The organism is Microbacterium tenebrionis, assembly GCF_020682665.1.
In the GTDB taxonomy this organism is placed as follows: Bacteria; Actinomycetota; Actinomycetes; order Actinomycetales; family Microbacteriaceae; genus Microbacterium; species Microbacterium tenebrionis.
On record NZ_JAGTTM010000001.1, the window covers coordinates 863,165 to 884,327 of the forward strand.

At 68.2% G+C, this 21,163-nt stretch carries 26 protein-coding genes; 21 read left to right on the forward strand and 5 right to left on the reverse strand.

Annotated features, from left to right (window positions below; translation table 11 throughout):
- Nucleotides 1-8 precede the first annotated feature (8 nt).
- From KEC56_RS04300 to KEC56_RS04360, 13 genes are all read left to right on the forward strand, one after another.
- Complete coding sequence (locus KEC56_RS04300; protein ID WP_250646152.1) at nt 9-287, forward strand: WXG100 family type VII secretion target; 279 nt, start codon at nt 9-11, stop codon at nt 285-287.
- Nucleotides 288-387: 100 nt separating this feature from the next.
- A complete protein-coding gene (locus tag KEC56_RS04305) occupies nt 388-612 on the forward strand; it encodes a hypothetical protein (RefSeq protein ID WP_227529954.1) in 225 nt (74 codons plus the stop codon).
- 85 nt (nt 613-697) lie between these two features.
- The gene (locus KEC56_RS04310) at nt 698-2,299 is read left to right on the forward strand and encodes a periplasmic substrate-binding domain-containing protein (protein ID WP_227529955.1); all 1,602 of its coding nucleotides are present in this window, start codon (nt 698-700) and stop codon (nt 2,297-2,299) included.
- 91 nt (nt 2,300-2,390) lie between these two features.
- Complete coding sequence (locus tag KEC56_RS04315; RefSeq protein ID WP_175986781.1) at nt 2,391-3,092, forward strand: WXG100-like domain-containing protein; 702 nt, start codon at nt 2,391-2,393, stop codon at nt 3,090-3,092.
- Nucleotides 3,092-3,676 (forward strand): scabin-related ADP-ribosyltransferase, encoded by a 585-nt coding sequence (locus KEC56_RS04320; protein WP_227529956.1) that lies wholly within the window; start codon nt 3,092-3,094, stop codon nt 3,674-3,676. Before KEC56_RS04315 ends, KEC56_RS04320 begins: the two co-directional genes overlap by 1 nt.
- The gene (locus KEC56_RS04325; protein ID WP_227529957.1) at nt 3,673-4,266 is read left to right on the forward strand and encodes a type VII secretion system-associated protein; all 594 of its coding nucleotides are present in this window, start codon (nt 3,673-3,675) and stop codon (nt 4,264-4,266) included. The genes KEC56_RS04320 and KEC56_RS04325 overlap by 4 nt, the downstream gene beginning before the upstream one ends.
- Nucleotides 4,263-4,679 carry a hypothetical protein gene (locus tag KEC56_RS04330; protein ID WP_227529958.1) on the forward strand — a complete coding sequence of 139 codons (417 nt, stop codon included), beginning with the start codon at nt 4,263-4,265 and terminating at the stop codon, nt 4,677-4,679. Before KEC56_RS04325 ends, KEC56_RS04330 begins: the two co-directional genes overlap by 4 nt.
- A 128-nt stretch (nt 4,680-4,807) precedes the next feature.
- Nucleotides 4,808-5,509 (forward strand): WXG100-like domain-containing protein, encoded by a 702-nt coding sequence (locus tag KEC56_RS04335; protein ID WP_227530136.1) that lies wholly within the window; start codon nt 4,808-4,810, stop codon nt 5,507-5,509.
- A gap of 2 nt (nt 5,510-5,511) precedes the next feature.
- A complete protein-coding gene (locus KEC56_RS04340) occupies nt 5,512-6,174 on the forward strand; it encodes a hypothetical protein (protein WP_227529959.1) in 663 nt (220 codons plus the stop codon).
- 97 nt (nt 6,175-6,271) lie between these two features.
- Nucleotides 6,272-6,970, forward strand: coding sequence for a WXG100-like domain-containing protein (locus KEC56_RS04345; RefSeq protein ID WP_227529960.1), 699 nt, complete (start codon nt 6,272-6,274; stop codon nt 6,968-6,970).
- Nucleotides 6,970-7,590, forward strand: coding sequence for a DNA/RNA non-specific endonuclease (locus KEC56_RS04350; RefSeq protein ID WP_227529961.1), 621 nt, complete (start codon nt 6,970-6,972; stop codon nt 7,588-7,590). Before KEC56_RS04345 ends, KEC56_RS04350 begins: the two co-directional genes overlap by 1 nt.
- Nucleotides 7,591-7,610: 20 nt before the next feature.
- On the forward strand, nt 7,611-8,000 hold the full coding sequence (locus tag KEC56_RS04355) for a hypothetical protein (RefSeq protein WP_175986801.1): 390 nt from the start codon (nt 7,611-7,613) through the stop codon (nt 7,998-8,000).
- A 158-nt stretch (nt 8,001-8,158) separates the two neighbouring features.
- Nucleotides 8,159-8,869 carry an FHA domain-containing protein gene (locus tag KEC56_RS04360; RefSeq protein WP_227530137.1) on the forward strand — a complete coding sequence of 237 codons (711 nt, stop codon included), beginning with the start codon at nt 8,159-8,161 and terminating at the stop codon, nt 8,867-8,869.
- Between the two features lie 10 nt (nt 8,870-8,879).
- Here the strand turns inward: KEC56_RS04360 and KEC56_RS04365 are convergent, their stop codons facing one another.
- Complete coding sequence (locus KEC56_RS04365; protein ID WP_227529962.1) at nt 8,880-9,326, reverse strand: recombinase family protein; 447 nt, start codon at nt 9,324-9,326, stop codon at nt 8,880-8,882.
- 41 nt (nt 9,327-9,367) lie between these two features.
- Nucleotides 9,368-10,357: a malate dehydrogenase gene (locus KEC56_RS04370; RefSeq protein ID WP_227529963.1), complete on the reverse strand. Its 990-nt coding sequence runs from the start codon at nt 10,355-10,357 to the stop codon at nt 9,368-9,370.
- 46 nt (nt 10,358-10,403) lie between these two features.
- On the opposite strand from KEC56_RS04370, the gene ypfJ reads away from it, so the two are divergent.
- Entirely contained in the window at nt 10,404-11,279 is an 876-nt protein-coding gene (gene ypfJ, locus KEC56_RS04375; RefSeq protein WP_227529964.1) for a KPN_02809 family neutral zinc metallopeptidase, read from the forward strand.
- 105 nt (nt 11,280-11,384) lie between these two features.
- On the forward strand, nt 11,385-12,350 hold the full coding sequence (gene pip, locus KEC56_RS04380) for a prolyl aminopeptidase (RefSeq protein ID WP_227529965.1): 966 nt from the start codon (nt 11,385-11,387) through the stop codon (nt 12,348-12,350).
- 2 nt (nt 12,351-12,352) lie between these two features.
- Here the strand turns inward: pip and KEC56_RS04385 are convergent, their stop codons facing one another.
- From KEC56_RS04385 to KEC56_RS04395, 3 genes are all read right to left on the reverse strand, one after another.
- Complete coding sequence (locus KEC56_RS04385) at nt 12,353-14,101, reverse strand: aldehyde dehydrogenase family protein (protein ID WP_227529966.1); 1,749 nt, start codon at nt 14,099-14,101, stop codon at nt 12,353-12,355.
- Between the two features lie 29 nt (nt 14,102-14,130).
- Nucleotides 14,131-14,358, reverse strand: a complete 228-nt coding sequence (locus KEC56_RS04390) for a hypothetical protein (protein WP_227529967.1) — start codon at nt 14,356-14,358, stop codon at nt 14,131-14,133.
- A gap of 87 nt (nt 14,359-14,445) precedes the next feature.
- Complete coding sequence (locus KEC56_RS04395; RefSeq protein ID WP_227529968.1) at nt 14,446-14,709, reverse strand: glutaredoxin family protein; 264 nt, start codon at nt 14,707-14,709, stop codon at nt 14,446-14,448.
- A 149-nt stretch (nt 14,710-14,858) separates the two neighbouring features.
- Between KEC56_RS04395 and KEC56_RS04400 the strand changes: the two genes are divergently transcribed.
- The 6 genes from KEC56_RS04400 (at nt 14,859) to KEC56_RS04425 (ending at nt 20,887) form a co-directional block, all read left to right on the forward strand.
- On the forward strand, nt 14,859-16,022 hold the full coding sequence (locus KEC56_RS04400) for a glycosyltransferase (RefSeq protein ID WP_372456240.1): 1,164 nt from the start codon (nt 14,859-14,861) through the stop codon (nt 16,020-16,022).
- Between the two features lie 121 nt (nt 16,023-16,143).
- Nucleotides 16,144-17,139 (forward strand): intradiol ring-cleavage dioxygenase, encoded by a 996-nt coding sequence (locus KEC56_RS04405; RefSeq protein ID WP_227529970.1) that lies wholly within the window; start codon nt 16,144-16,146, stop codon nt 17,137-17,139.
- A 30-nt stretch (nt 17,140-17,169) separates the two neighbouring features.
- On the forward strand, nt 17,170-17,376 hold the full coding sequence (locus KEC56_RS04410) for a hypothetical protein (protein WP_227529971.1): 207 nt from the start codon (nt 17,170-17,172) through the stop codon (nt 17,374-17,376).
- A 408-nt stretch (nt 17,377-17,784) separates the two neighbouring features.
- Entirely contained in the window at nt 17,785-18,054 is a 270-nt protein-coding gene (locus tag KEC56_RS04415) for a hypothetical protein (protein WP_227529972.1), read from the forward strand.
- A gap of 208 nt (nt 18,055-18,262) precedes the next feature.
- Nucleotides 18,263-19,291: a fatty acid desaturase family protein gene (locus KEC56_RS04420; protein WP_227529973.1), complete on the forward strand. Its 1,029-nt coding sequence runs from the start codon at nt 18,263-18,265 to the stop codon at nt 19,289-19,291.
- A 183-nt stretch (nt 19,292-19,474) separates the two neighbouring features.
- Nucleotides 19,475-20,887, forward strand: coding sequence for an amidase (locus KEC56_RS04425; protein ID WP_227529974.1), 1,413 nt, complete (start codon nt 19,475-19,477; stop codon nt 20,885-20,887).
- Nucleotides 20,888-21,163: the final 276 nt, after the last annotated feature.

Sequence of the window (21,163 nt, forward strand, 5' to 3'; positions counted from 1 at the left end):
CAGTTCTCATGGCACATGACTTTGGTGCAACGTACAGCGAGATGGAAGACGCGGCACAGCGTCTGCGCGACGGACGCACGTCGATCGGTGACGCGCTGAAGGACCTCCAGGGCGTCATCGACGACCTGGTCCAGGACGGCTTCAAGACCGAGAACGCGTCGGAGCAGTACTCCACCGCTTACAACGACCTGACCACCTCGCTGGATGACGCCACCGAGGCCGTCAACGACATGGCGACGGCGCTGGACCAGATGGCGGACAAGATCCGCGACACCGACCAGCTCTGATCGGTCGCACCGAAGGCCGTGGGGCCAGTTCGACAGGACTGACCCCACGGCCTTCGTCGTTCCCCCTGATCGCGCAGAAGCAACGAATAGAATCGGGACCATGACCGGACAGCAGAGCTACTGGTACAACCTGTCGACCCAGTCCGTGGTGCGCGCCGACGAGCGCCCCTCCGAGGACACGATCGGCCCGTTCGCCACGGCCGCCGAGGCCGAGGACTCGCCTGCGGTGCTGCTCGAGCACGCGCGGGCGTGGCTGGAGAGCGAGGAGAGCGAGCCGTTCCGGGCGATGGCCGAGGAGAGCGGCGAAGACACCGACTACGTGTGACGGCCGGGGAATGAGGGGGAGACGCCGCGTCGCGGCACTGACCGCGCTCGCGCTCGCTGCGGGGCTGACGGCCTGCGCGCCGGCCATGCCGGAGTCTGTGATCCCCGGAACGAAGGTCGTCGTCGGGTGGACGGGGTCGTTGACCTCGACCAATGCGGCCGCATCCCCGACGAGCGGCAACCTCGACATCGCCGCGATGACGCGAGCGCGATTCGGCGACGTGATCGACGGCGACTTCGTCGCGGACGAGAGCTTCGGCACGGTGACGATCCTCGAGGAGGAGCCGTTCATCGTGCGCTACGACCTCACCGAACCCGCGTGGTCTGACAGCATCCCCCTCGATGCCGCGGACCTGCTGCTGGGCTGGGCAGGAGCTGCGGGGTACTTCCCGCCCGATGAGGCATCGGTCGTGGATACCCCGATCCCGGTCGTGGACGAGTTCGCGCGGTCGATCGATGTGACCTTTGCGCAGCCGGTGAATGACTGGCAGAGCATCGTGACCGTTCCGGTGCCCGCGCATGTGCTGGGCGAGCGCGCGCTGGGCATCGACGATCCGATGGAGGCCAAGCAGGCGGTCATCACCGCGATACGCACCGGCGACGGCAGCGCCCTTGAGAAGATGCGCACCGCGTGGAACGAGGGCTTCGAGATCGGCGAGGGACCCGTCGCCGACGACCTCCTGCTCTCGAGCGGGCCGTTCATGGTCGATCCGGACGGAGCGGATGCCGAAGGGGCCGTGGCGCTCGTGCCGAACTCCGCGTTCCGTGGAGCGGTCACTCCCCAGGTCGCCCGCATCGAGCTGACGCCGCCCGGTGATGACCCGCTCGCCGCCGTCGGCGATCAGCTGGATGTCGTGCAGGTGCGTCCGGTCGCGGCGAATCGCGACGCCGTGCGCGAGCTCGAACGCAAGGACTTCACCGTCCAGATGACGAACGACGGCACACTCTGGTCGATGCTCCTCCCGCCGCACGGCGTGTTCAGCGATGTACGTGCGCGGACGTCGTTCATCCACTCCGCGCCGGCGCGCGACCTCATGGATGCCGGTGCGGGGGACTGGGCGACTGCGTACGCCCCGAGCACCTCGATGACCGCGATCCCGAACTCGCGCGCGTACGACATCGTGAACGAGGACTCCGGGTTCATGCAGACGCTCGGTGCGGCCGACGCCGACCCCGCGGAAGAGCGGGCGGCCGCGGGCATCCCCGCCGGCACCCGCGTGTGCGTGCTGTACGACAGGCGCAGCGAGTTCGCGACGGGCGCCTTCGCCGCGCTGCGGACGGCCGCTGCGGAGGCCGGCTGGCGAGTCGCGGACTGCGGCAGCGACGACCTGTCTGCGGCGTTGGAGAAGCGTGACTGGGATGCGGTGATCATGCGCGCGCCCATCCCGCGGTCCCCGGCCCAGCTCGCGGCGCAGTGGGGCACCGGGGGCGCCTCGTCGATCACGGGGCAGGCCGACCCCGCCCGCGATGAGTTGATCGCCCAGCTCGCGCAGACCACCGATGTGTACGAGGCGCGTGAGATCCAAGCGCAGATCGAGGCGACGATCGTGAGCGCAGCCGTCGCATCCCCGATCGCCGCGAATCCCGTCGTCACGATCACCGACCGCGACGTGTCCGGTGTCTCTGTGCGCGGCGGGGCGTCGGCACCTCTGATGTCGGATGCCGCGCAGTGGGCGATCGTGCCGTGAGCGGTCCTCGCACGGATTCGTGGGGTGTTCTCCCCATCGCGAGCGCATCCGCGAGGCCTCTAATCTCTTCAATGGAGGTTGTGCCGTGGGAATGATGTTGCCGAATGAGCTGATCTGGGTCATGGAGAAGCTGGGGTTCGACTGGCCCGATATCGATGAGGACGAAGTCCGCAAGGGCGCGACCCTCGTACGCAACCTCGGCACGGACCTCGAGACCGTGATTCAGGCGGTCGACCGCAGGATGAACGGGGACATGACCGTGGCGATGCGAGGTCAGACGGGGCCTGCGACGGTGAGCGCCTGGAACACGAACCGATCGACCAATCTGCAGAAGCTGGTGGACATCATGCCCCCGGCGGCGACGGCCATGGATATCGGGGCCGACGTCGTCTTCGGTCTGAAGATGAAGGTGATCTTCGACGTCACGACGACGATGATCGCCCTGGTGGGAATGCTGACGAACCCGATCACGGCTCTGGGCGCGGGGCCGATGCTGCTCATCAAGAAGAAGCTCCTGAACGCCGCGGTCGACATCGCGGTGGAGCAGGTGCTGGAGCAGTTGCTGCCGATGGCGGTCCAGCCGATGGCCGAGCAGCTGCCCGCTGTGCTCGACGCGATCCTGGATGCGCCGATGGTCGAGGGTACGGTCGGGGACACGGATGAGTTCTATGCGGATCTGCAGGCGCTCGAGGACGCGCAGTCGGCGATGCGGCTCCACGGTGAGGACATCTCGACCTTGACGGCGACGTTCTTCACGGAATTCTCTGCTCTTGACTTCGGAGGGGACGCCTGATGGGCAAGTTCGGCAATGCGTTCAGCGATCTCTGGCGCGCGATGACGAAGGGCGGTAAAGACGCGAACGTCAGGCTGCCCGAGCTGACGCGCAGGCTGGATGATCATTTCGAAGACGTCAAGCAGAAGGTCAAGCTGCTCGACGGCACCGAGGCCCCAGACCTGACCGGGAGCCACACCGATCGGGTGGATCGAACGAGTACCGAATTGCTCTATCGATCGGACGGCCGCTCTCCCGACGTGATCTTCGCCGAGGGCTTCCAGGTCAGAGATCCGTCGAACAACGATCTCAATACGTTCGTGCACACCAACGGGTCATCGAACTTCGTGAGCACGACGAGGGACCCGGATCTGTACCAGCGCTGGGGATCGCCCTACCGCTACACCGTCGATGCTCCGGGCGGAATCGATGTCGACGCCACGATGCCGGACGGTCCATACGCGCCGCACATGCCCAACCCCGAGCACGAGATCGCCTTCCAGGGCGGCATCCCCGCCCAGAAGATCGTCGGCGCGCACCCGGTGCTGCCCGACAACACATTGGGTGATTGGATCCCGAACCCGAACTACAGTGGTAGGCGATGAACGAGAACGATCAGCAAGAGGAAGACCGGAACTCGGCGACGGCAACATCCGCACCGCCCGTCACGGACGACCTCCGGGCTGAGGCGCGAGCGAACCCCGGCGGATGGGTATACGCCGTCGACCCGGGATTCGAGGGATCCGCCGAAGTGCCGCCTGAAGGCATCGTCGGCGCGTGGAAGGTGGATGAGAACGGCGAACTCGAAGACGCCTTCATACCGAATCCCCGGTACCGTCCAACCCCGCAGGCTCGAGGGTGGTCACCGCCGAAGACGCCGCTCGAGAGGGTGCTGCAGCTCGTGCTCGCCGGTTATCTGCCCGATGACCGGCTCGGTCGCGCTTTCGCCGAAGCGGAGGTGTTCATCTTCAGTCGTGCGGAGGGCGGCATCTTCGTCGCACCCGCCGAGGACGGTGGAAAGCTCGTCTACGCGTTCACCGACATCGACAAGGCCACGGCCTCGGGATACGACGAGCATGTGTCGATGAAAGGCGCCGAACTCGCCTCAGCATTGCCCGAAGGCGTTCGGATCGCGCTGAACCCCGGGGACAGTGTGTCGGCGATTATCCATCCCGCCGACGTGAAGACCGAATGATCCAGAGCCCGCAGATCGTGCGTGTCGCCCGGGACGATATCACCCGTGAGGCGGAAGTGACGTGGGGTTTCGACGACGTTGCGTGGACGGTGGAGATCCGGTCAGCCGGGTTCGGCGCGGAAGTGGCGCGCGCCGATGATGCGTTCGAGGCCCTGTGTCGTATTCGCGAGAAACTCGAGCCCTACGGCTGGCGCATCGGCGTGGCCGGGGCGCTCCCGAACGTCTGGCCGAGCGGAATGGCCCGCGATCAAGGCGGCGGACTCCGCGCCTACCGGCTCTCGATCCGCGGTGGGGAGGACCTCGTCGACACGTTCGAACCGGTGGACCCCTCGTTGACGGTCACGCTTGCCGAGCAGCGGGCCGAGGTCGATCGACTGCACGAGCAGGCGCGACAGCACGCACGCCGGCCATGAACCCGACGCGTAACTGATCACCTGACCTCGCCCGAGAGCATCCGAAGCCCCTAGGGATGGGCTGATCTCCCCATCGCGCGAGGCGCGGCGTTCTCAGTAGCGTCTCCGACGGAGGTGTCGACGTGGGAATGATGCTGCCGAACGAGCTGATCTGGGTCATGGACAAGCTCGGCCTGGAATGGCCCGATATCGATGAGGACGAGGTCCGGAAGGCCGCGCAGCTGGTGCGCACCTATCGCGACGACATGGAGACGCTCGTCCAGGCGGCCGATCGCCGTATCAACGGCGACATCGCCGCGTCGATGAGAGGGAACATCGGCACCGGCCACGTCGCCGCGTGGAACCGCAACCGATCCGAGAACGTTCAGCAGCTGCTCGACATCCTGGGCCCGGCGTCGACGGGGATCGACATCGCCGCAGACATCGTCCTCGCGCTCAAGATCAAGGTGATCGTCGAGGTCACGCTCACGCTCGCCCAGCTCATCCCCCTTCTCGCCGCCGGGCCATTCGGCGCCGGCGGGGCCGCCCTTCTGATCCTGGCTCGCAAGAAGCTGTTCTCGATGGCGATGGAGGCCACTCTGGAGCAGGTGATCAATCAGGTGCTGCCGCTCGCGCTCGACCCCCTGGCCGAGCAGGTGCCGGGGCTCGTGGTCCGGCTGCTCGAGGCCCCGGTCGTTGAAGAGAACCTCGGAGACGTCGACGAGTTCTACGCCGACCTCCAGGCGCTCGATCAGGCCGCGGACGACATGGACGGGCACGCTGCGGACGTCGAGGACCTCACCGACCGCCTTCTCGCCGACCTCGCCAACCTGCAGATCTCAGGAGACTGACCGTGCAACTGAAGAAGCTGATGAAGGACCTCGTCGATGCCGTCGACGGAGCAGGGCGCGAGTTCAAGACCGGATTCTCCGGCGCTTTCCGCAAGCGCGGCGGCCGGCACCGTGCCGATGCAGATCGCGTGCGGCGGACCGATCGCGACGGGGCCGACAGGGTGCCCACGCATCGCGACGGGGCCGACAGGGTGCCCACGCATCGTGCCGAGAAGCCGACATCGCACGCGAAGAAGTACGACATCCTCACGGACGTCTCCCGAGGCATCGAGACGCACGGACATGTGCCCCGTCACGCCAAGCCGGACTACAACCTCATGCAGGACCTCGGCCGGTCCGTGGGCAAGAGCATCCGCGACATCCCTGGAGACATCGTCGACGAGGTCAAGGGCGTGCCGAAGAAGGTGCCCGGTCAGCTCGTCGAGGAACTCTACGAGGATGCCATCGGGCAGGACAGCCCCGACAAGTACGGCCGGCAGGGCGGCGACATGCGCTTCCTCGCGCCGGCGAGCGAGGCGAGCGACCTGAGCGGACTCGGCCAGGGCGACCTCGAGACCCGATTCGGGATGAGATCAGGTGCCCTGGACGGCGCCACAATCGAGATCGAGGAGATCCCGGACTCGCGCTTCGTCAGCGTGAAGATCGACTACCCGGGGCGCGACTGAAGCATCCGGGCAGATCCACCCGGGAAGCAGTACCCATCGTGATCTCGATGATCGTTGCTTACAGTCGTCTGCAGGAGGGGGTGCCACCGTGGGAATGATGTTGCCGAATGAGCTGATCTGGGTGATGGAGAAGCTGGGATTCGACTGGCCGGACATCGATGAGGACGAGGTTCGCAAAGGCGCGACGCTGGTCCGCGATCTCGGGACCGATCTGGAATCGGTCGTCCAGGCGGTCGATCGGAAGATGAACGGCGACCTGGGCGTCGCGATGCGAGGACAGACCGGACCCGCGACACTGAGCGCCTGGAACACCAATCGTTCGCAGAACCTGCAGAAGCTGATCGACATCATGCCGCCCGCGGCGACGGCGATGGATGTGGGCGCGGAAGTGATCCTCGGGTTGAAGATGAAGGTGATCTTCGACGTCACGACGACGATGATCGCCCTGGTGGGGATGCTGACGAACCCGATCACCGCCGTGGGTGCCGGCCCTATGCTGCTCATCAAGAAGAAGCTCCTGAACGCCGCGGTGGACATCGTGGTGGAGCAGCTGATCGAACAGCTCGCGCCGATGGTGATCGAGCCGATGTCCGAGCATCTGCCTGCGGTCATCGACGCGATCCTGGACGCGCCGATGACAGAGAGCGCGGTCGGCGACACCGATGAGTTCTACGCTGACCTGCAGGCCCTTGAGGATGCGCAGACGGACATGAAGCTTCACGGCACCGACATCTCGACGCTGACATCGAACTTCTTCACGGAGTTCTCCGCCCTCGACTTCGGAGGAGACGACTGATGAGCAAGGCCGCACGCGAGGTCATGCGCAAGGTGAAGAACTCGGTTGACGACGCCGGTGGCGACCTCAATCTCAGGCTCGCCCAGCTCACCGACCGGATCAACGAGCACCTCGACAGTGTCGTGAAGAAGGTGCGCGACACGGACAACTTCGACAGCATCGACACGACGCGAGGCAGGAACTCGAAGACGACGCACTTCGATCCGGAGAACCGGCGGCCGGTGCAGGAGAACGGCACCATCCTCGACGACTTCGGCAGCAGTGACCGCGGCGACAACGCGACGGCGATCGGGCAGCTCGGTCGGGACGGCGATGACGGCGGTCATCTAGGGGGTCATCGCTTCTACGGAGACACGCCCGACGAGGGAATCGTGCCGCAGGCCGCGAACCTCAATCGTGGGGCCTGGAAGAAGATGGAGAACGAGTGGGCTGACTGGGCGGCGGAGGGCTGCCGGGTCGACTACCGCATCGCCATCGACCCTCCGGGCGCCGTGCGGCCTGATAGGTTTCAGGTGGCGTACGTGGTGTCGGATCCTTCGACCGGCGAGATTCTCGAGACGCGCAGCCCGTCCTTCGATAACATCACCGGCGAGATATTCCACCGCATCAACCAGCGCTGAACCTCGTCGAAAGGAATCTCGTGTCAGAGAACGTGACCGCCGATCTTCTCCACGCCCTGGTGGACCACATGGATGGACCGGACATCGACCGGGAGGGCTGGGCATCCTTGGCGATGATCCTCGAGTTCCCCGACGGGGCGTTCAACGAGGCGCACGGCTACCTCTACTCCCCGGACGGCACGATCTCCGCGGTGGCTGCGGACGCCTGGGCGGTCAAGCCGGCAGTGGACGCGTACATGGGAAGCTACTTCAAGGACGGCGACGCGTTGCCCGTGCAGGTGCTCGTGCAGCTCGACCGCACGAACGGGAAGTACAACGTGACGTTCGAGGACACCGATGAGACGCGGTGGAAGATGACCCCGCGGAACCGCAAGGTGTTCCGCGAGGAGCTCCGGCCGACGTTCGACTGACGGCCGCCGCCCTCCTGCGCTCGAACCGGGTCTGGCGCGCATTCGGCCCTTCGCATGGCAAGATGTTCGCCGAGGGGGTTCGATACGTGACTGAGCTGAAGCCTGCCGCGACGGTTGAAGGGGGTGCCCAGGCGAAAGGCGTGAACGGCGCTGCGCCATTGCGTCTCGAGTTCGCGGGGGAGTGGCACGAGCTGCCCTCGGACCAGCCGTTCATCATCGGCCGCGAGGGCGACCTCGAGATCGACGACAACCCGTACCTGCACCGGCACTTCCTCGAGCTTCAGCATCATGACGGCCTGTGGTGGCTGGCCAACGTCGGGGTGCGTCTGGCCGCGACGGTCTCCAGCGCAGGCGGTGCCGTGCAGTCGTGGCTGTCGCCCGGTGCCCGCATGCCGCTCGTGTTCGAGCGCAACGTCATCGTGTTCACGGCAGGGCCTGTCACCTACGAGCTCAGTCTGCACACCGAAGAGGCGCCCTACGAGGTCTCCAGTCAGGTCGAGGCGTCGATGAGCGGCGAGACTACGGTGATGCCCGTGAGCTTCACCACCATGCAGAAGCAGCTGATCGTCGCCCTCGCCGAACCCATGCTGCGCCGGGAGGGAGTCAGCATGAATGAGCTGCCGTCGTCGAGCCACGCAGCCAAGCGTCTCGGCTGGAGCATGAGCAAGTTCAACCGCAAGCTCGACAACGTCTGCGACAAGCTCGACCGCATGGGCGTGCAGGGGCTGCGCGGCGGGCCGGGAAAGCTCGCCACCAACCGTCGCGCTCGCCTCGTCGAGTACGCCGTCACCTCGCAGGTCGTCACCCGTGCCGACCTGCCGCTCCTCGACGACGAGGCGCTGCGGAATCAGAGCGACGCGGACGACTGAGCCGCGAGCGTCAGCGCGCGGCGTCGGCGAGGTGCCGAGCCTGATGCCCGAGCACCTTGACCATGATCCCGCGGCTGCGCAGAGCCGCGGCGGTGCGGGTCTCCTCGTCGCGGTCGCGCCCGAGAGCGTGCACGTTCGCGACGACGAGCACGTCTCCGCGCTGCAGGGTGTCGAGCAGGCGCCGGACGCGGTCCTCCCACGACTCCAGGATGTCGGGCGCCGGATGCCGGAACCCCTCGATCGGCACCCCGAAGCGCGTGAGGTCCTCGCGCTGCTCGGTGACCGACGGCATCCCGTCGCGGGCTACGACGAGCCCCACCAGGCGCGCGCCCTCCGGGCGGGCCGACCACCAGTCGTGGTCGAGGTTCGCCAGGCACTTCGGACACTCGGCGGCCGCGTGCGGCAGGTGCAGCGGGCTCGTCAGCGCGGCATCCGTCGTCTCGTTCACGTCGTTCATCCCCGAACCTCCGGCATCCATTCTGCCCTGCCCCGGTGACATCACAGCACGCCGAGCGCGCGCACCGCGTCGCGCTCGGCGACCAGCTCCGCGACGGACGCGTCGATCCGCCCGCGGGCCCATGCGCTCAGCTCCAGCCCCTCGACGATCTGCCAGCGGCCGTCGACCGAGCGCACCGGGAACGAGGAGACGAGGCCGGCGGGCACACCGTACTCGCCGTTCGAGACGACACCGGCGCTCGTCCAGTCGTCCGTGCCGTGCACCCAGTCGCGCGTGTGCTCGATGGTCGCGTTCGCGGCGGATGCCACGGACGACGACCCGCGCACCTCGATGATCTCCGCACCGCGCTTCGCGACCCGGGGGATGAAGGTCTGCTCCAGCCATGCCTCGACGTCGTCGACGCGCTCGGCGAGAGCCTCGAGCACGGGGCGGCCGTCGACCGTCGCATGCGTCACGTCGGGGAACTGCGTGGCCGAGTGGTTGCCCCAGATCGGCACGCGCCGGATGGCTGACACCGGAGCATCCAGTGCGGCGGCGAGCTGCGCGCGGGCCCGGTTCTCGTCGAGGCGGGTGAGCGCGGTGAAGCGCTCCGGCGGGATGCCGTCGGCGGATGCCGCGGCGATCAGCGCGTTCGTGTTGGCGGGGTTGCCCACCACGGTCACGCGCACGTCGGATGCCGCGGATCCGGCGATCGCGGCCCCCTGCGGGCCGAAGATCCCGGCGTTGGCGGCGAGGAGGTCCGCGCGCTCCATGCCGGGGCCGCGCGGGCGGGCGCCGACGAGCAGGGCGAGGTTGCAGCTGTCGAACCCGGTTGCTGCGTCATCGGTCACCTCGACGCTCTCGAGCAGGTCGAACGCGCAGTCCTGGAGCTCGAGCGCCGCCCCTTCGGCGGCTTTCAGGCCCTGCGGGATCTCGAGCAGTCGCAGCCGCACCTTCTCGTCCTGTCCGAGCATGTCGCCCGCGGCGATGCGGAACAGCAGCGCGTATCCGATCTGCCCGCCCGCACCCGTGATCGTGATCGTGGTCGCCATGGGTATGAGCCTACGTCGGCCGCTGGCGCGGGGGTACCCTCATCCTATGACGTTCAACCCTGACGCCGACATCTCTGGAAACCACACTCGTCGCCCCGGCCGCACCGCCGCGATCGCCGGCGGCGGTGTCGGCGTGCTCGGCCTCGTGGCGCTCGTGGTCGCCATGCTCGGCGGTCCCGACCTCACCGGTCTCGTCGGCGGGGCGCCCGGAGGCGAGCAGCAGCCGGCATCGGGCGGTACGAGCACCCTCGCCGAATGTCAGACCGGCGAGGACGCCAACACGCAGGACGACTGCCGGATGGCGGGCGCCCAGGTGCTTCTCGACGACTACTGGGCGCAGCACGTCGACGGGTACATCCCGCCGCAGCTCTACGTGTTCGAAGGGCAGACGACGACGCAGTGCGGCACGGCATCCAACTCGGTCGGCCCGTTCTACTGCCCGCCCGAGCAGGGCGTCTACATCGACCCCGACTTCTTCCAGATCATGCGGCAGCAGTTCGATGCGTCAGCCGGCGAGCTCGCGCAGCTCTACATCGTCGGGCACGAGTGGGGCCACCACATCCAGAACATCACCGGGATCATGCAGGATCACCCGAACAACGGCTCGGGGCCCGACAGCAACAGCGTCCGCACCGAGCTGCAGGCCGACTGCTACGCCGGGGCCTGGCTGGCCGATGCCGCCTCCCTCACCGACGAGAACGGTGTCGCGTACCTCGAGACGCCCACCGATGCGCAGCTCAAGGATGCCTTGAACGCCGCGTTCGCCGTCGGTGACGACCACATCCAGGAGCAGGCCGGCTTCAACAACCCCGAATCCTGGACGCACGGCTCGAGCGAGCAGCGGCAGTACTGGTTCGCGAACGGCTACCAGAACGGGTTGGGCAGCTGCGACACCTTCTCGGTCGACGGCGCAGACCTCTGACCCCGGAACCCCTCCCATCGCCGTGGTCCCGCGGGCGACGGGCCGTTCACGGTACGGTGAATGAGGCGTCGAGCGCGACGCGAGCGTTATCCACGGGGGACGAACATGAACACGGATGCACTGTATCCGCCGATCGAACCGCACGACAGCGGAATGCTGCTCGTCGGTGACGGGCAGCGCATCTCCTGGGAGGTCAGCGGCAACCCGGAGGGCAAGCCGGTCGTGTTCCTGCATGGCGGGCCCGGCGGCGGCACCGCACCGTGGCACCGCCGGTTCTTCGACCCCGAGAAGTACCGGATCGTGCTGTTCGACCAGCGCGGCTGCGGACGCAGCACTCCGCACGCGAGCGCGCCCGACGCCGACCTGCGCTTCAACACGACGGCGCACCTCATCGCCGACATCGAACTGCTGCGCAAGAACCTGGGCATCGAGGCCTGGCAGGTCTTCGGCGGGTCGTGGGGCAGCGCGCTCGCGCTCGCCTACGCGCAGGCCCACCCGGGCGCCGTCACCGAACTCGTGCTCCGGGGCATCTTCACGCTGCGCCGCGAAGAGCTGGAGTGGTTCTACGAGGGCGGCGCCGGGGCGCTGTTCCCCGACCTCTGGGAGGGGTTCATCGAGCCGATCCCCGTGCTCGAGCGCAACCGCCTGATCGACGCGTACCACCGGCGCCTGTTCGACCCGGACCCGGCGGTGCACGTGCCGGCGGCCCGCGCCTGGTCGAAGTGGGAGGGTTCGACGATCACGCTCCTCCCCGACGAGGACACCATCGAGCGGATGACCGAGGACGCCACCGCCGTGGCCTTCGCGCGCATCGAGAACCACTTCTTCGTCAACCGCGGCTGGTGGACCGAGGGTCAGCTCATCGCAGGCGTGGAGGCCATCCGGCACATCCCCGCCGTCATCGTCCAGGGCCGCTACGACATCTGCACACCGATGATGACCGCGTGGGATCTGCATCGGGCGTGGCCGGAGGCCGAGTTCGTCGTGGTGGACGACGCCGGGCACGCGGCATCCGAACCGGGCATCCAACAGGCTCTCCGCGACGCGACCGACCTCTTCGCCGACGACTGAGATCAGGCGCGCAGCGCCTGCAGCAGCGTCTTGACGAGCCCGATCGCGCCGCCGTTCGCACGGAAGCGCGTGAGGCCCTCGCTGACGACGGCACCCGTGCGCGCGGTCACGAACCACGGCGGCTTCGGCAGGATCGTGAACCGCCCGCCGCCGCCTGCGCCGGGAAGCGACCGCGGGAAAGGGCGGAACGGTCCGCGCAGCACCGTACGCTCGACGCGGTCGAGCAGCAGTGCGTTGTGGACGACGCCGATGCCGCTGCCGACGTCCTGCAGCGTGTTGCCGGGGTATGCGCCCCAGGTGAGCGTCGGCGTGATGAACCCGAAGGCGGTCCAGGCGTTGATCGCGATCGAACCGTAGCGCAGCGCCGTGATCGCACGGTCGAATCCGGCGCCGAGGGAGCGCTGCGTGGCCGGATCGATCAGAAGGTTTGCCCCGAGGGTGCCCTGGAGCCTGTCGTTCGCGTGCGCGACAGCGGCATCCAGGAAGTCCTGGCCCGTTCCGGGGAGAGCGACGACGCCGAGCACCGGCGCGAAGTACTCGGTGGTCTCGAGCGCGGTGGCGTCGTCATCCGCCCCGAGCTCGACGAGCAGGCGGTCGCCGAGCACGAGAGCGTCGGGGTAGTCGTCGTTCGCCTGCTGCATCCGTCCGTCAGAATGCGGGTACCAGATGGGACGCTCCGGAGCCTTCGCATAGGCGCGCCGCAGCGCCGCGCGGAACGCGTCTGCCTGAGCCCACTCGGACGACATGATCACGACCTGCCCGGCGATGCAGTTGTGCCCGCTGTTCTGCAGTCGCATCGTGGCGATGTGCTCTGCCTGGAACGTCAGGTCGGCGTCGGTCCACTCGCCGGGGACGACGATGATGGGCGAGACCCCGCCGAGCTCGGCCGTGATGGGCTTCTTCAGCAGAGGCCGGTTCTCGCGGCGCCGACGAGTGGTCGCGCTGCCGGGCGCACCCCACGTGATCGCATCGAACGTCGCGGCCGACCCGGTGATGTGCACGTGGGCGATGCTCTTGTGCCCGGTGAGATAGGCGCCGACATCGCCGCCGCCGCGGACGATGCGCAGGAACCCGGGTTCGATGAGCGCCGCGAACGCGTGCTCGAAGACGGGAACGAGGGCGTCCTGCGTGGGATTGACCTTCAGCAGCACGGTGCGGTTGTACGCGAGCAGCTCGTAGAGCACGTCGAGCACCGGGATCGAGGTCACGTTTCCGGCACCGAGAACGAGGCCGACCCCGCCCGGTTCGGCAGGGGTGCGCTGCGCGAGTCCGGCCGTCGCACGCGCGATGCGCGGCGTCGTCCCCGGCTCGAGCCACACCTCGCCGCTGAACCCTGACAGCAGCACCTTGTCGAGCCCCGTCAGCGGGAACGCGTGCACGCGGGCGCGTCCGCCGGGGGCGCGATCGATGCGGATGCCCTCGAGCGGGTTGCGACCCGAGGCCAGGCGCGAGAGCGTCTCGGCGTACGCGTCGAGGGCTCCCAGGACGCTGTACGGGCCCGACAGCCACTCCTCGCCGCGGAGGGGATGGCTGCCGTTCAGACCCTTGGATGCGGCCGCCGTGTGCGCCCACTCCTCGGCGGATGACGCCACCGCGGTGCGCACCGCGCGCAGGAGCGTGGCCCGCTGCCCGACATCCAGCGCAGACCACGTCCGCGAACCAGCCTCGAGGGCGTCGATCGCCCCGTCGAGTCGCTCGCGCTGTTCGTCATCGAGGTCGGTCGTCGCGGTCGCGGTGGCAGCAGTCGTCATCGGCGTCTCCTTCGTGCGGGAACTCCAGCCTATGCCGGTGCTCCTGGGGGCGGTCCGACCTCGGCGCGCTCGATGTCGGTGCGGCGCAGCCGATAGTGCGAGAGCGGCAGGATGCTGAGCGCCATGAGGAAATAGGTCAGGACGAGCCCGGGCAGCGTCGCGTGGCCGCCGGTGCTGAGCGAACCGATCGCGTAGGTGGCGATCGTGCGCGCCGAAAGGCGGATGGATGCTCGTCCGGGTCGGGCGTCGGTGCTCATCGCGCCACTGTATCGGCGCGGTTCTTGCCCCTTCGGCAGGCTCCGGGATCGGCACCGGCCGCTGAGCCTGCCGAAGCGTCCGGAGCGTCAGATCAGCGAGAGCTCGCGGAGCTTCGCGGCGACGTCGTCGTTCGACGGCTCGACGTGGTGCGTGGCGTCCGGGTAGACGACGACGGGGATGTTCGTGCGCCCCGAGATCTCCTTCGCGACGTCCGCGGCGGTGGGGTCCGCGACGAGGTCGACGTAGGTGTACTCGATGCCGAGCTCGTCGAGCTGCTTCTTGGTGCGGATGCAGTCGCGGCACCAGTCGGCGCCGAACATCGTGATCGTGTCCCGAGCGGTTTCAGTCATGCATCCAGGATATGCGAAGGCCGCGCGCAGCTTCCTCGGGGTGCAGGCTCCGCCCTCGTAGCGCCTGTGGACTCCGTGCATGTCCCATAGCAGGACATGGGACGATGGATGCCGTCGTCCAGCGAGCACGGAAGGGGACGCGCGTGGGCATCGCCATCACCGTCATCGTCCCCACCTTCAACGAGCGGGGCAACGTCGAAGAACTCGTCGAGCGCACGGCTGCGGCGCTCGTCGGGCGCGACGCCGAGATCCTGTTCGTGGACGACAGCACCGACGACACCGCCGCCGAGGTCGAGCGGGTGGGCTCCACGGCGTCGATTCCGGTGCGCGTGATCCACCGAAGCGCGAACACCGGCGGGCTCGGGGGCGCCGTGGTGCTCGGTATCGCCGAGGCGCACGGAGACGTCTGCGTCGTCATGGACGGCGACCTGCAGCATCCCCCTGAACTCATCCCGGCCATGCTCGACCGCTTCGCGCAGGGTGATGCGGATGTCGTCGCGGCGTCGCGCTACGTCGGCGGCGGCGACTCCACCGGGCTCGGCACGACGCTGCGGTTCGGCGTCTCGCGGGCATCGACCTGGCTGTCCAAGGCGATGTTCCCCCGTCGCCTTGCGAACGCGACCGATCCGATGACCGGGTTCTTCCTCGTCGACCGGACGCACCTGGACGTCGCAGTGCTCCGCCCGCAGGGGTTCAAGATCCTGCTCGAGATCCTCGCCCGCACCGACGTGCGCGTCGCCGAGGTGCCGATGGAGTTCTCGGAGCGGCGCAGCGGAACGTCGAAGGCGTCGTTGCGGCAGGGGGCGACGTTCATCGCCCACCTCGCCCGGCTGCGGTTCGGCAAGATGTCGCTGTTCGCGGTCATCGGGGCGATCGGAGCGCTCGCGAACCTCGGCATCATGTGGCTGCTCACGGTAGCGGGCATGCCGTACGTGTGGGCGGCGATCATCGGCGCCGAGACCACGATCATCGGCAACTTCCTGCTGCAGGAGCGGTTCGTGTTCGGCGACATGCGCACCGACGCCCGCGGCGTGTGGGCGCGGTTCGCGGCATCCTTCACGTTCAACAACGTCGAGGCCGCGCTGCGCATCCCGATCATGGTGCTGATGGTCGAGACGTGGCACATCTCGAGCGTGCTGGCGACCGCGATCTCGCTCGTCGTCGCCTTCTTCGCGCGCTTCCTCTTCCACTCCCTGTTCGTGTACGCACCGCGCCGCGATCGCCGCCGGGAGCGGGCGCCGAAGGCCGACACGGCCGCGCAGCGCATCATCCGCGCGATCGATGCCGAGGCCATGCGTCCCGGCGAGCTCTGATTTGAGCATAGGAACGAATAGTCGATCAATAGGTCCCGCATGGAAGGGGCATAGTCCGCGCTCGGGTCGGACGGTCACTCTGGGTCATCAACGAAACCGGACACGACCGAAGGGCCCCGACATGAACCGCGTTCCCGAACCCGAGACCGCCCCCGAGGGCCCCGCCTACGAGGGCCGGCTCCTCGACCGCCCGGACGAAGAGGTCGTCGACCAGGGCGCGCCCTTCGACATCGGCACGCTCATGACCCGCCGCGGCATCATCGGCATCGCCGCACTCGGCGTCGGCGCGGCCGTGCTCGCAGCCTGTGCGCCGGCGGCGAGCACGAACAGGGGATCCGACTCGACCTCGACCTCGGGATCGAGCGACTCGTCCGGCTCGTCCGAGAGCTTGAACACCACCGACGGCTCCACGAGTGTGACGGCAGAGGGCGAGATCCCCGACGAGGCTGCCGGTCCGTACCCGGGCGACGGGTCCAACGGGCCCGACGTCCTCGAGGAGTCCGGGATCGTGCGTCAGGACATCCGCTCGTCGATCGACGGATCGGCGACAGCAGGCGGCGTGCCGCTCACGTTCCGCCTCGAGGTCCTCGACATGGCGAACGGCGACACGCCCTTCGAAGGGGCAGCGGTCTACGCCTGGCACTGCACGGCCGACGGCGAGTACTCGATGTACTCCTCCGGCCTCGAGGACGTCACGTACCTGCGCGGTGTGCAGGTCGCGGATGCCGACGGGATGGTCTCGTTCACGTCGATCTTCCCCGGCTGCTACTCGGGCCGGTGGCCGCACATCCACTTCGAGGTGTACCCGGATGCCGCGTCGATCAGCGACTCCGCGAACGCCATCGCGACCTCCCAGATCGCCTTGCCGGAAGAGACCTGCAACGCCGTCTACACCGACTCGAGGTACAGCTCGTCCGTGCAGAACCTCGCCGGGATCACGCTCGCCAGCGACAACGTCTTCGGCGCTGACAGCGGCGCGCTGCAGCTGGCGACCATGACAGGGGATGCCGCCAGCGGCTACACCGCCACCCTCCAGGTGCGGATCGACACCACCACGACACCGTCGGCCGGCTCCGCGCCGAGCGGCGGAGGCCCCGGCGACCGGCCCGGATCCTGACCATCGCGACCTCTTCGAAAGGACCTCATCATGCTCCAGAACCTCACCGGCTGGCACGCTCTCATCATCCTCGGCATCGTCATCGATGTTTCTCGTGGCCGTGCCGATGGCTCTGCTGTTCGCTGCCGCGCTCGCCGTGACCTGGTGGCACGACCGGTCGATGCGTCGCCGCGATCATCGGCCCGCACCGCCTGCCGGAGTATGCGCAGCGATTCTCCGCGGCCGTTCGACGCCTGACGCTGGCGGCGTCGGAGGCGCGCACGCGCACGATCGACGACGCCGGGGTCGCTCTCGTACGGGCGGACTGGCAGGCGCTCGATCCCCGGCAGTACGACCCGCGGTGGATCATCCGGGACGCGCTGCGCGAGGCCGATGCAGTGGTAGTCGCTGTCGGTGAGCCGGACGAGGAGGTCGTCGCAGCGGCGTCGAGCTGATTCTGGAGCCGTTGTCGCCGTCACTGCTACAATAGGTAGTGCAACGTGAATGATTCGCCGCGATTTCGGCGCGCACGATGCCACTGATCAGGGCCCATCCAAGGACCGCGCACACCGACGCGCGCGGCATCCGCTCTCGATCTCCAGAAATTCTGGATGCGCTTCGTGCGCGTCCGCACAGCAATGTGTGAACCAAGCAATGAGCAACACCATGAGCAACACCATCACCACCCATCCACCAGTACCCCTGACCTGGAAGCAGGCCGACGAAGACGTTCACGTCGCGACGCGAGCCGGCGAATACGCCGGATTCGTCGAGCTCGACGTCGAAGGACACGTCGTCCGTGACAACCACGGCACCGAGCTCGGATCGTTCGCGACCCTCGCCGACGCGCGCCGCGCGCTCGAAGGATCGACGCAGCGGCGTACGCGTTCGTTCGTGCAGACCGTGCGCAGACACCTGGGCAAGGTGCGCGGCTGACCATCCCCTGAACATCCCCGATGTATACGTGGTCTCGTATACGGCCCGGGTTAGCCTGGGACGAAGCGATCGGCAGCTGCCCTTGGCTTCACAGCTCAAGGGCTCCGATCGACAGGAGAGCAACATCTCCATTGCACAGGTCGAACAGACCACAAGCACTCTTGGCCGCGTACGTCAGACTTACGCAGGCAACGCCGACTTCCCTCCGATGGCGAAGGCGTATCAGAACGTCTCGCAGGTCGTCCGCGAGATGGGGCTGCTGCAGCGCGCGCCCCGCTTCTACAGCTTCGTCGCCGTCGGCATCGCGCTCGCCCTCGGTGGCGCGATCACCGGATTCATCCTCTTCGGCGACAGCTGGTACCAGCTGCTCATCGCCGGGGCTCTCGGCATCATCTTCACGCAGATCGCCTTTCTCGCCCACGAGGCAGCGCACCGCCAGATCTTATCGTCGGGGCCGGCGAACTTCCGCCTCGCGCGGATTCTCGCGGGTTCCATCGGCATGAGCTATTCCTGGTGGGACTCCAAGCACACCAAGCATCACGGCAACCCGAACATGGTGGGCCGCGACCCCGACATCGAGGTCGACACGATCTCGTTCCTCGAGGAGGATGCTGCGAAGTCGCGGGGGCTCATCCGGCTGATCACCCGGAAGCAGGGCTGGCTGTTCTTCCCGCTGCTCATGCTCGAGGGCCTCAACTTGCACTACTTGAGCATCAAGTACCTCCTCACCGAGAGGAAGGTCAAGGGCCGCTGGATCGAGCTCGGCATCATCGCGCTGCGCTTCGCCCTGCTGCTGACCCCGATCTTCCTGCTGCTGCCGCTGGGGATGGCCTTCGCCTTCGTGGGTGTGCAGATGGCCGTGTTCGGCGTGTACATGGGCGCATCGTTCGCCCCGAACCACAAGGGCATGCCGATCATCGAGCCCGGAGCGCGGCTGGACTTCTTCACGAAGCAGGTGCGCACCTCGCGCAACATCTCCGGCGGTTGGTGGGCGACCTGGCTCATGGGCGGCCTGAACTACCAGGTCGAGCACCACCTCTTCCCGAGCATGCCTCGCCTGCACCTGTCCCAGGCCCGCGGCGTCGTCCGCGACTACTGCGCGGCGAACGACGTGCCGTACACGGAGACCTCGCTGATCCGCTCCTATGGAATCGTGATCGAGTACCTGAACCGGGTGGGACTCGCCGCTGGCGACCCGTTCGACTGCCCGGCGGCAGTTCAGCTCCGTCGGGCGTAGGCCGCGCGCGCGGCAGCGCGTCCGCTGCGTGTCGCGTCCGAACAAATCCGGAGAACTTTCCCGTTCCGCTGTCGCGGCCCGCGCGATTCCGCGGGCCGCGTAGTGCGCCGACGCAGAATCTCCGGAGTTATGCGGGCGAGTGTGGGCGCCGCTCCGCATAGACAGCGGCCTTAGGGTCGAACCATGTCCGAACTGCACGACCTGACCGCGACCGACCAGCTCGCCGCACTTCGCGCCGGCGAGATCGGCCCGGTCGACCTCGCGAAGCACTACCTCGACCGGATCGCACGGCTCGACGGTGAGCTCGGGGCGTTCGTCGAGGTGACGGCGGATGCTGCGCTCGCCCGCGCTGCGTCGCTCGGCGGCCGGGAACCGGAGGGTGCACTGTGGGGCCTGCCGTTCGCCGACAAGGACTTGGTGCCCCGCGCCGGTGTGCCGACGCGGTTCGGGTCGCGTCTGCATCGCGAGCACATCCCGGATGCCACCGCGGATCAGGCCGCTGTGCTCGACGAGGCCGGAGGTGTGAGCCTGGGCAAGACGAACACGCCGGAGTTCGGGCTCACCGGCTACACCGAGACGCAGATCGGCCCGCCCGCGCGCGACCCGTGGAACACCGCGCACGGGGCCGGCGGATCGAGCGGCGGAGCGGCGACCGCGGTGGCGGCAGGGCTCCTGCCTCTCGCCCCGGCATCCGATGGCGGCGGGTCGATTCGCATCCCCGCGGCGACCGTCGGCGTTGTCGGAATCAAGCCCTCGCGCGGGCGCGTGCCCTTCGCGTCGGGGCAGGACAGCCCGGGCGGACTCTCCGTCGCGGGGCCCATCGCGCGGACGGTCGCGGACGCCGCGCTGCTGCTCGATGTGCAGGTCAGCGGTCGCGCGCATCCGTACGCAACCGCGGCGCCGGGGGCGGGGCCTTTTCTCGATGCGGCGCGGCCGGGTGCGGGCACGGCTTCCGCCCGCGTGGGAGTCACGACCGTCTCGCCGTGGGACGACGCCGACGACATCCGACTCGACCCGGATGCCGCGCGCGCCGTAGAGGTCGCGGCCGCACTGCTCACGGATGCCGGCACCGCCGTCGACGCCTTCGACTGGCGCCCGCACGGCTACGCCGAGCTGTTCATGACGCTCTGGCGCACGAGCGCCGCACGCATGGCCCTCACCGACGCCGAGCTCGACCTCGTCGAACCGATCACGGCCTGGCTCGTGCGGGAGGGGCGCCGGCTCACCGGTGTGCAGGTGCTCGACGCGCTCGCCGCGGCGGCGGTGTTCGAGCGCGACACGATCTCGGCGTTCGCGCCTTTCGATGCGGTGCTCACTCCGGCGCTCGCGCTGCCGCCGCAGCCGATCGGCTGGTTCGATGCGTCGGATGCCGCGCGGAACTTCTCGCAGCAGGTGCGGTACGCGCCGTACTCGAGCTTCGTGAACGTCGCCGGCCTCCCCGCGATCGTCGTGCCGGTGACGGTGGATGCCGCAGGACACCCGGTGAGCGTGCAGCTGATCGGGCGCCCGGGTGGGGAGGCGGCGATCATCGCGCTCGCCGCGACCTTGGAGGAGCGGCGCGGCCCGCTGCCGCATCCGCCGGCCTGGCGCGCGTAGCCCGGTCACCTGGCCGACGAGGAGTCGCACTTCACGAAAGGGTCGCTAACGGCTGTCTTGTGGCGCCGATGGCGACCACATGCGACCCCTGCCCTTGCGTGATGGCTCGGCGTGCGCCGTGAGGGGCCTCAAGCGGCTGCCACGTGGCGCGGGTGGCGACCATATGCGACCCCTGCCCTTGTGCGATGGCTCGGCGTGCGCAGGGAGGGGTCGCGAACGGCTGCCACACGGCGTCCATGGCAGCAGCATGCGACCCTGCGACCCTGCGATCCGCAG

Coding starts and splice junctions, on each gene's coding strand:
- KEC56_RS04315 (WP_175986781.1), top strand. CDS start 2,391: ATGATGTTGCCGAATGAGCTGATCTGGGTCATGGAGAAGCTGGGGTTC.
- KEC56_RS04335 (WP_227530136.1), top strand. CDS start 4,808: ATGATGCTGCCGAACGAGCTGATCTGGGTCATGGACAAGCTCGGCCTG.
- KEC56_RS04310 (WP_227529955.1), top strand. CDS start 698: ATGCCGGAGTCTGTGATCCCCGGAACGAAGGTCGTCGTCGGGTGGACG.
- KEC56_RS04420 (WP_227529973.1), top strand. CDS start 18,263: ATGGCGAAGGCGTATCAGAACGTCTCGCAGGTCGTCCGCGAGATGGGG.
- KEC56_RS04345 (WP_227529960.1), top strand. CDS start 6,272: ATGTTGCCGAATGAGCTGATCTGGGTGATGGAGAAGCTGGGATTCGAC.
- KEC56_RS04365 (WP_227529962.1), bottom strand. CDS start 9,326: ATGAACGACGTGAACGAGACGACGGATGCCGCGCTGACGAGCCCGCTG.
- KEC56_RS04385 (WP_227529966.1), bottom strand. CDS start 14,101: ATGACGACTGCTGCCACCGCGACCGCGACGACCGACCTCGATGACGAA.
- pip (WP_227529965.1), top strand. CDS start 11,385: ATGAACACGGATGCACTGTATCCGCCGATCGAACCGCACGACAGCGGA.
- KEC56_RS04405 (WP_227529970.1), top strand. CDS start 16,144: ATGAACCGCGTTCCCGAACCCGAGACCGCCCCCGAGGGCCCCGCCTAC.
- KEC56_RS04350 (WP_227529961.1), top strand. CDS start 6,970: ATGAGCAAGGCCGCACGCGAGGTCATGCGCAAGGTGAAGAACTCGGTT.
- KEC56_RS04410 (WP_227529971.1), top strand. CDS start 17,170: ATGCTCCAGAACCTCACCGGCTGGCACGCTCTCATCATCCTCGGCATC.
- KEC56_RS04320 (WP_227529956.1), top strand. CDS start 3,092: ATGGGCAAGTTCGGCAATGCGTTCAGCGATCTCTGGCGCGCGATGACG.
- KEC56_RS04305 (WP_227529954.1), top strand. CDS start 388: ATGACCGGACAGCAGAGCTACTGGTACAACCTGTCGACCCAGTCCGTG.
- KEC56_RS04300 (WP_250646152.1), top strand. CDS start 9: ATGGCACATGACTTTGGTGCAACGTACAGCGAGATGGAAGACGCGGCA.
- KEC56_RS04370 (WP_227529963.1), bottom strand. CDS start 10,357: ATGGCGACCACGATCACGATCACGGGTGCGGGCGGGCAGATCGGATAC.
- KEC56_RS04325 (WP_227529957.1), top strand. CDS start 3,673: ATGAACGAGAACGATCAGCAAGAGGAAGACCGGAACTCGGCGACGGCA.
- KEC56_RS04330 (WP_227529958.1), top strand. CDS start 4,263: ATGATCCAGAGCCCGCAGATCGTGCGTGTCGCCCGGGACGATATCACC.
- KEC56_RS04395 (WP_227529968.1), bottom strand. CDS start 14,709: ATGACTGAAACCGCTCGGGACACGATCACGATGTTCGGCGCCGACTGG.
- ypfJ (WP_227529964.1), top strand. CDS start 10,404: ATGACGTTCAACCCTGACGCCGACATCTCTGGAAACCACACTCGTCGC.
- KEC56_RS04390 (WP_227529967.1), bottom strand. CDS start 14,358: ATGAGCACCGACGCCCGACCCGGACGAGCATCCATCCGCCTTTCGGCG.
- KEC56_RS04415 (WP_227529972.1), top strand. CDS start 17,785: ATGAGCAACACCATCACCACCCATCCACCAGTACCCCTGACCTGGAAG.
- KEC56_RS04425 (WP_227529974.1), top strand. CDS start 19,475: ATGTCCGAACTGCACGACCTGACCGCGACCGACCAGCTCGCCGCACTT.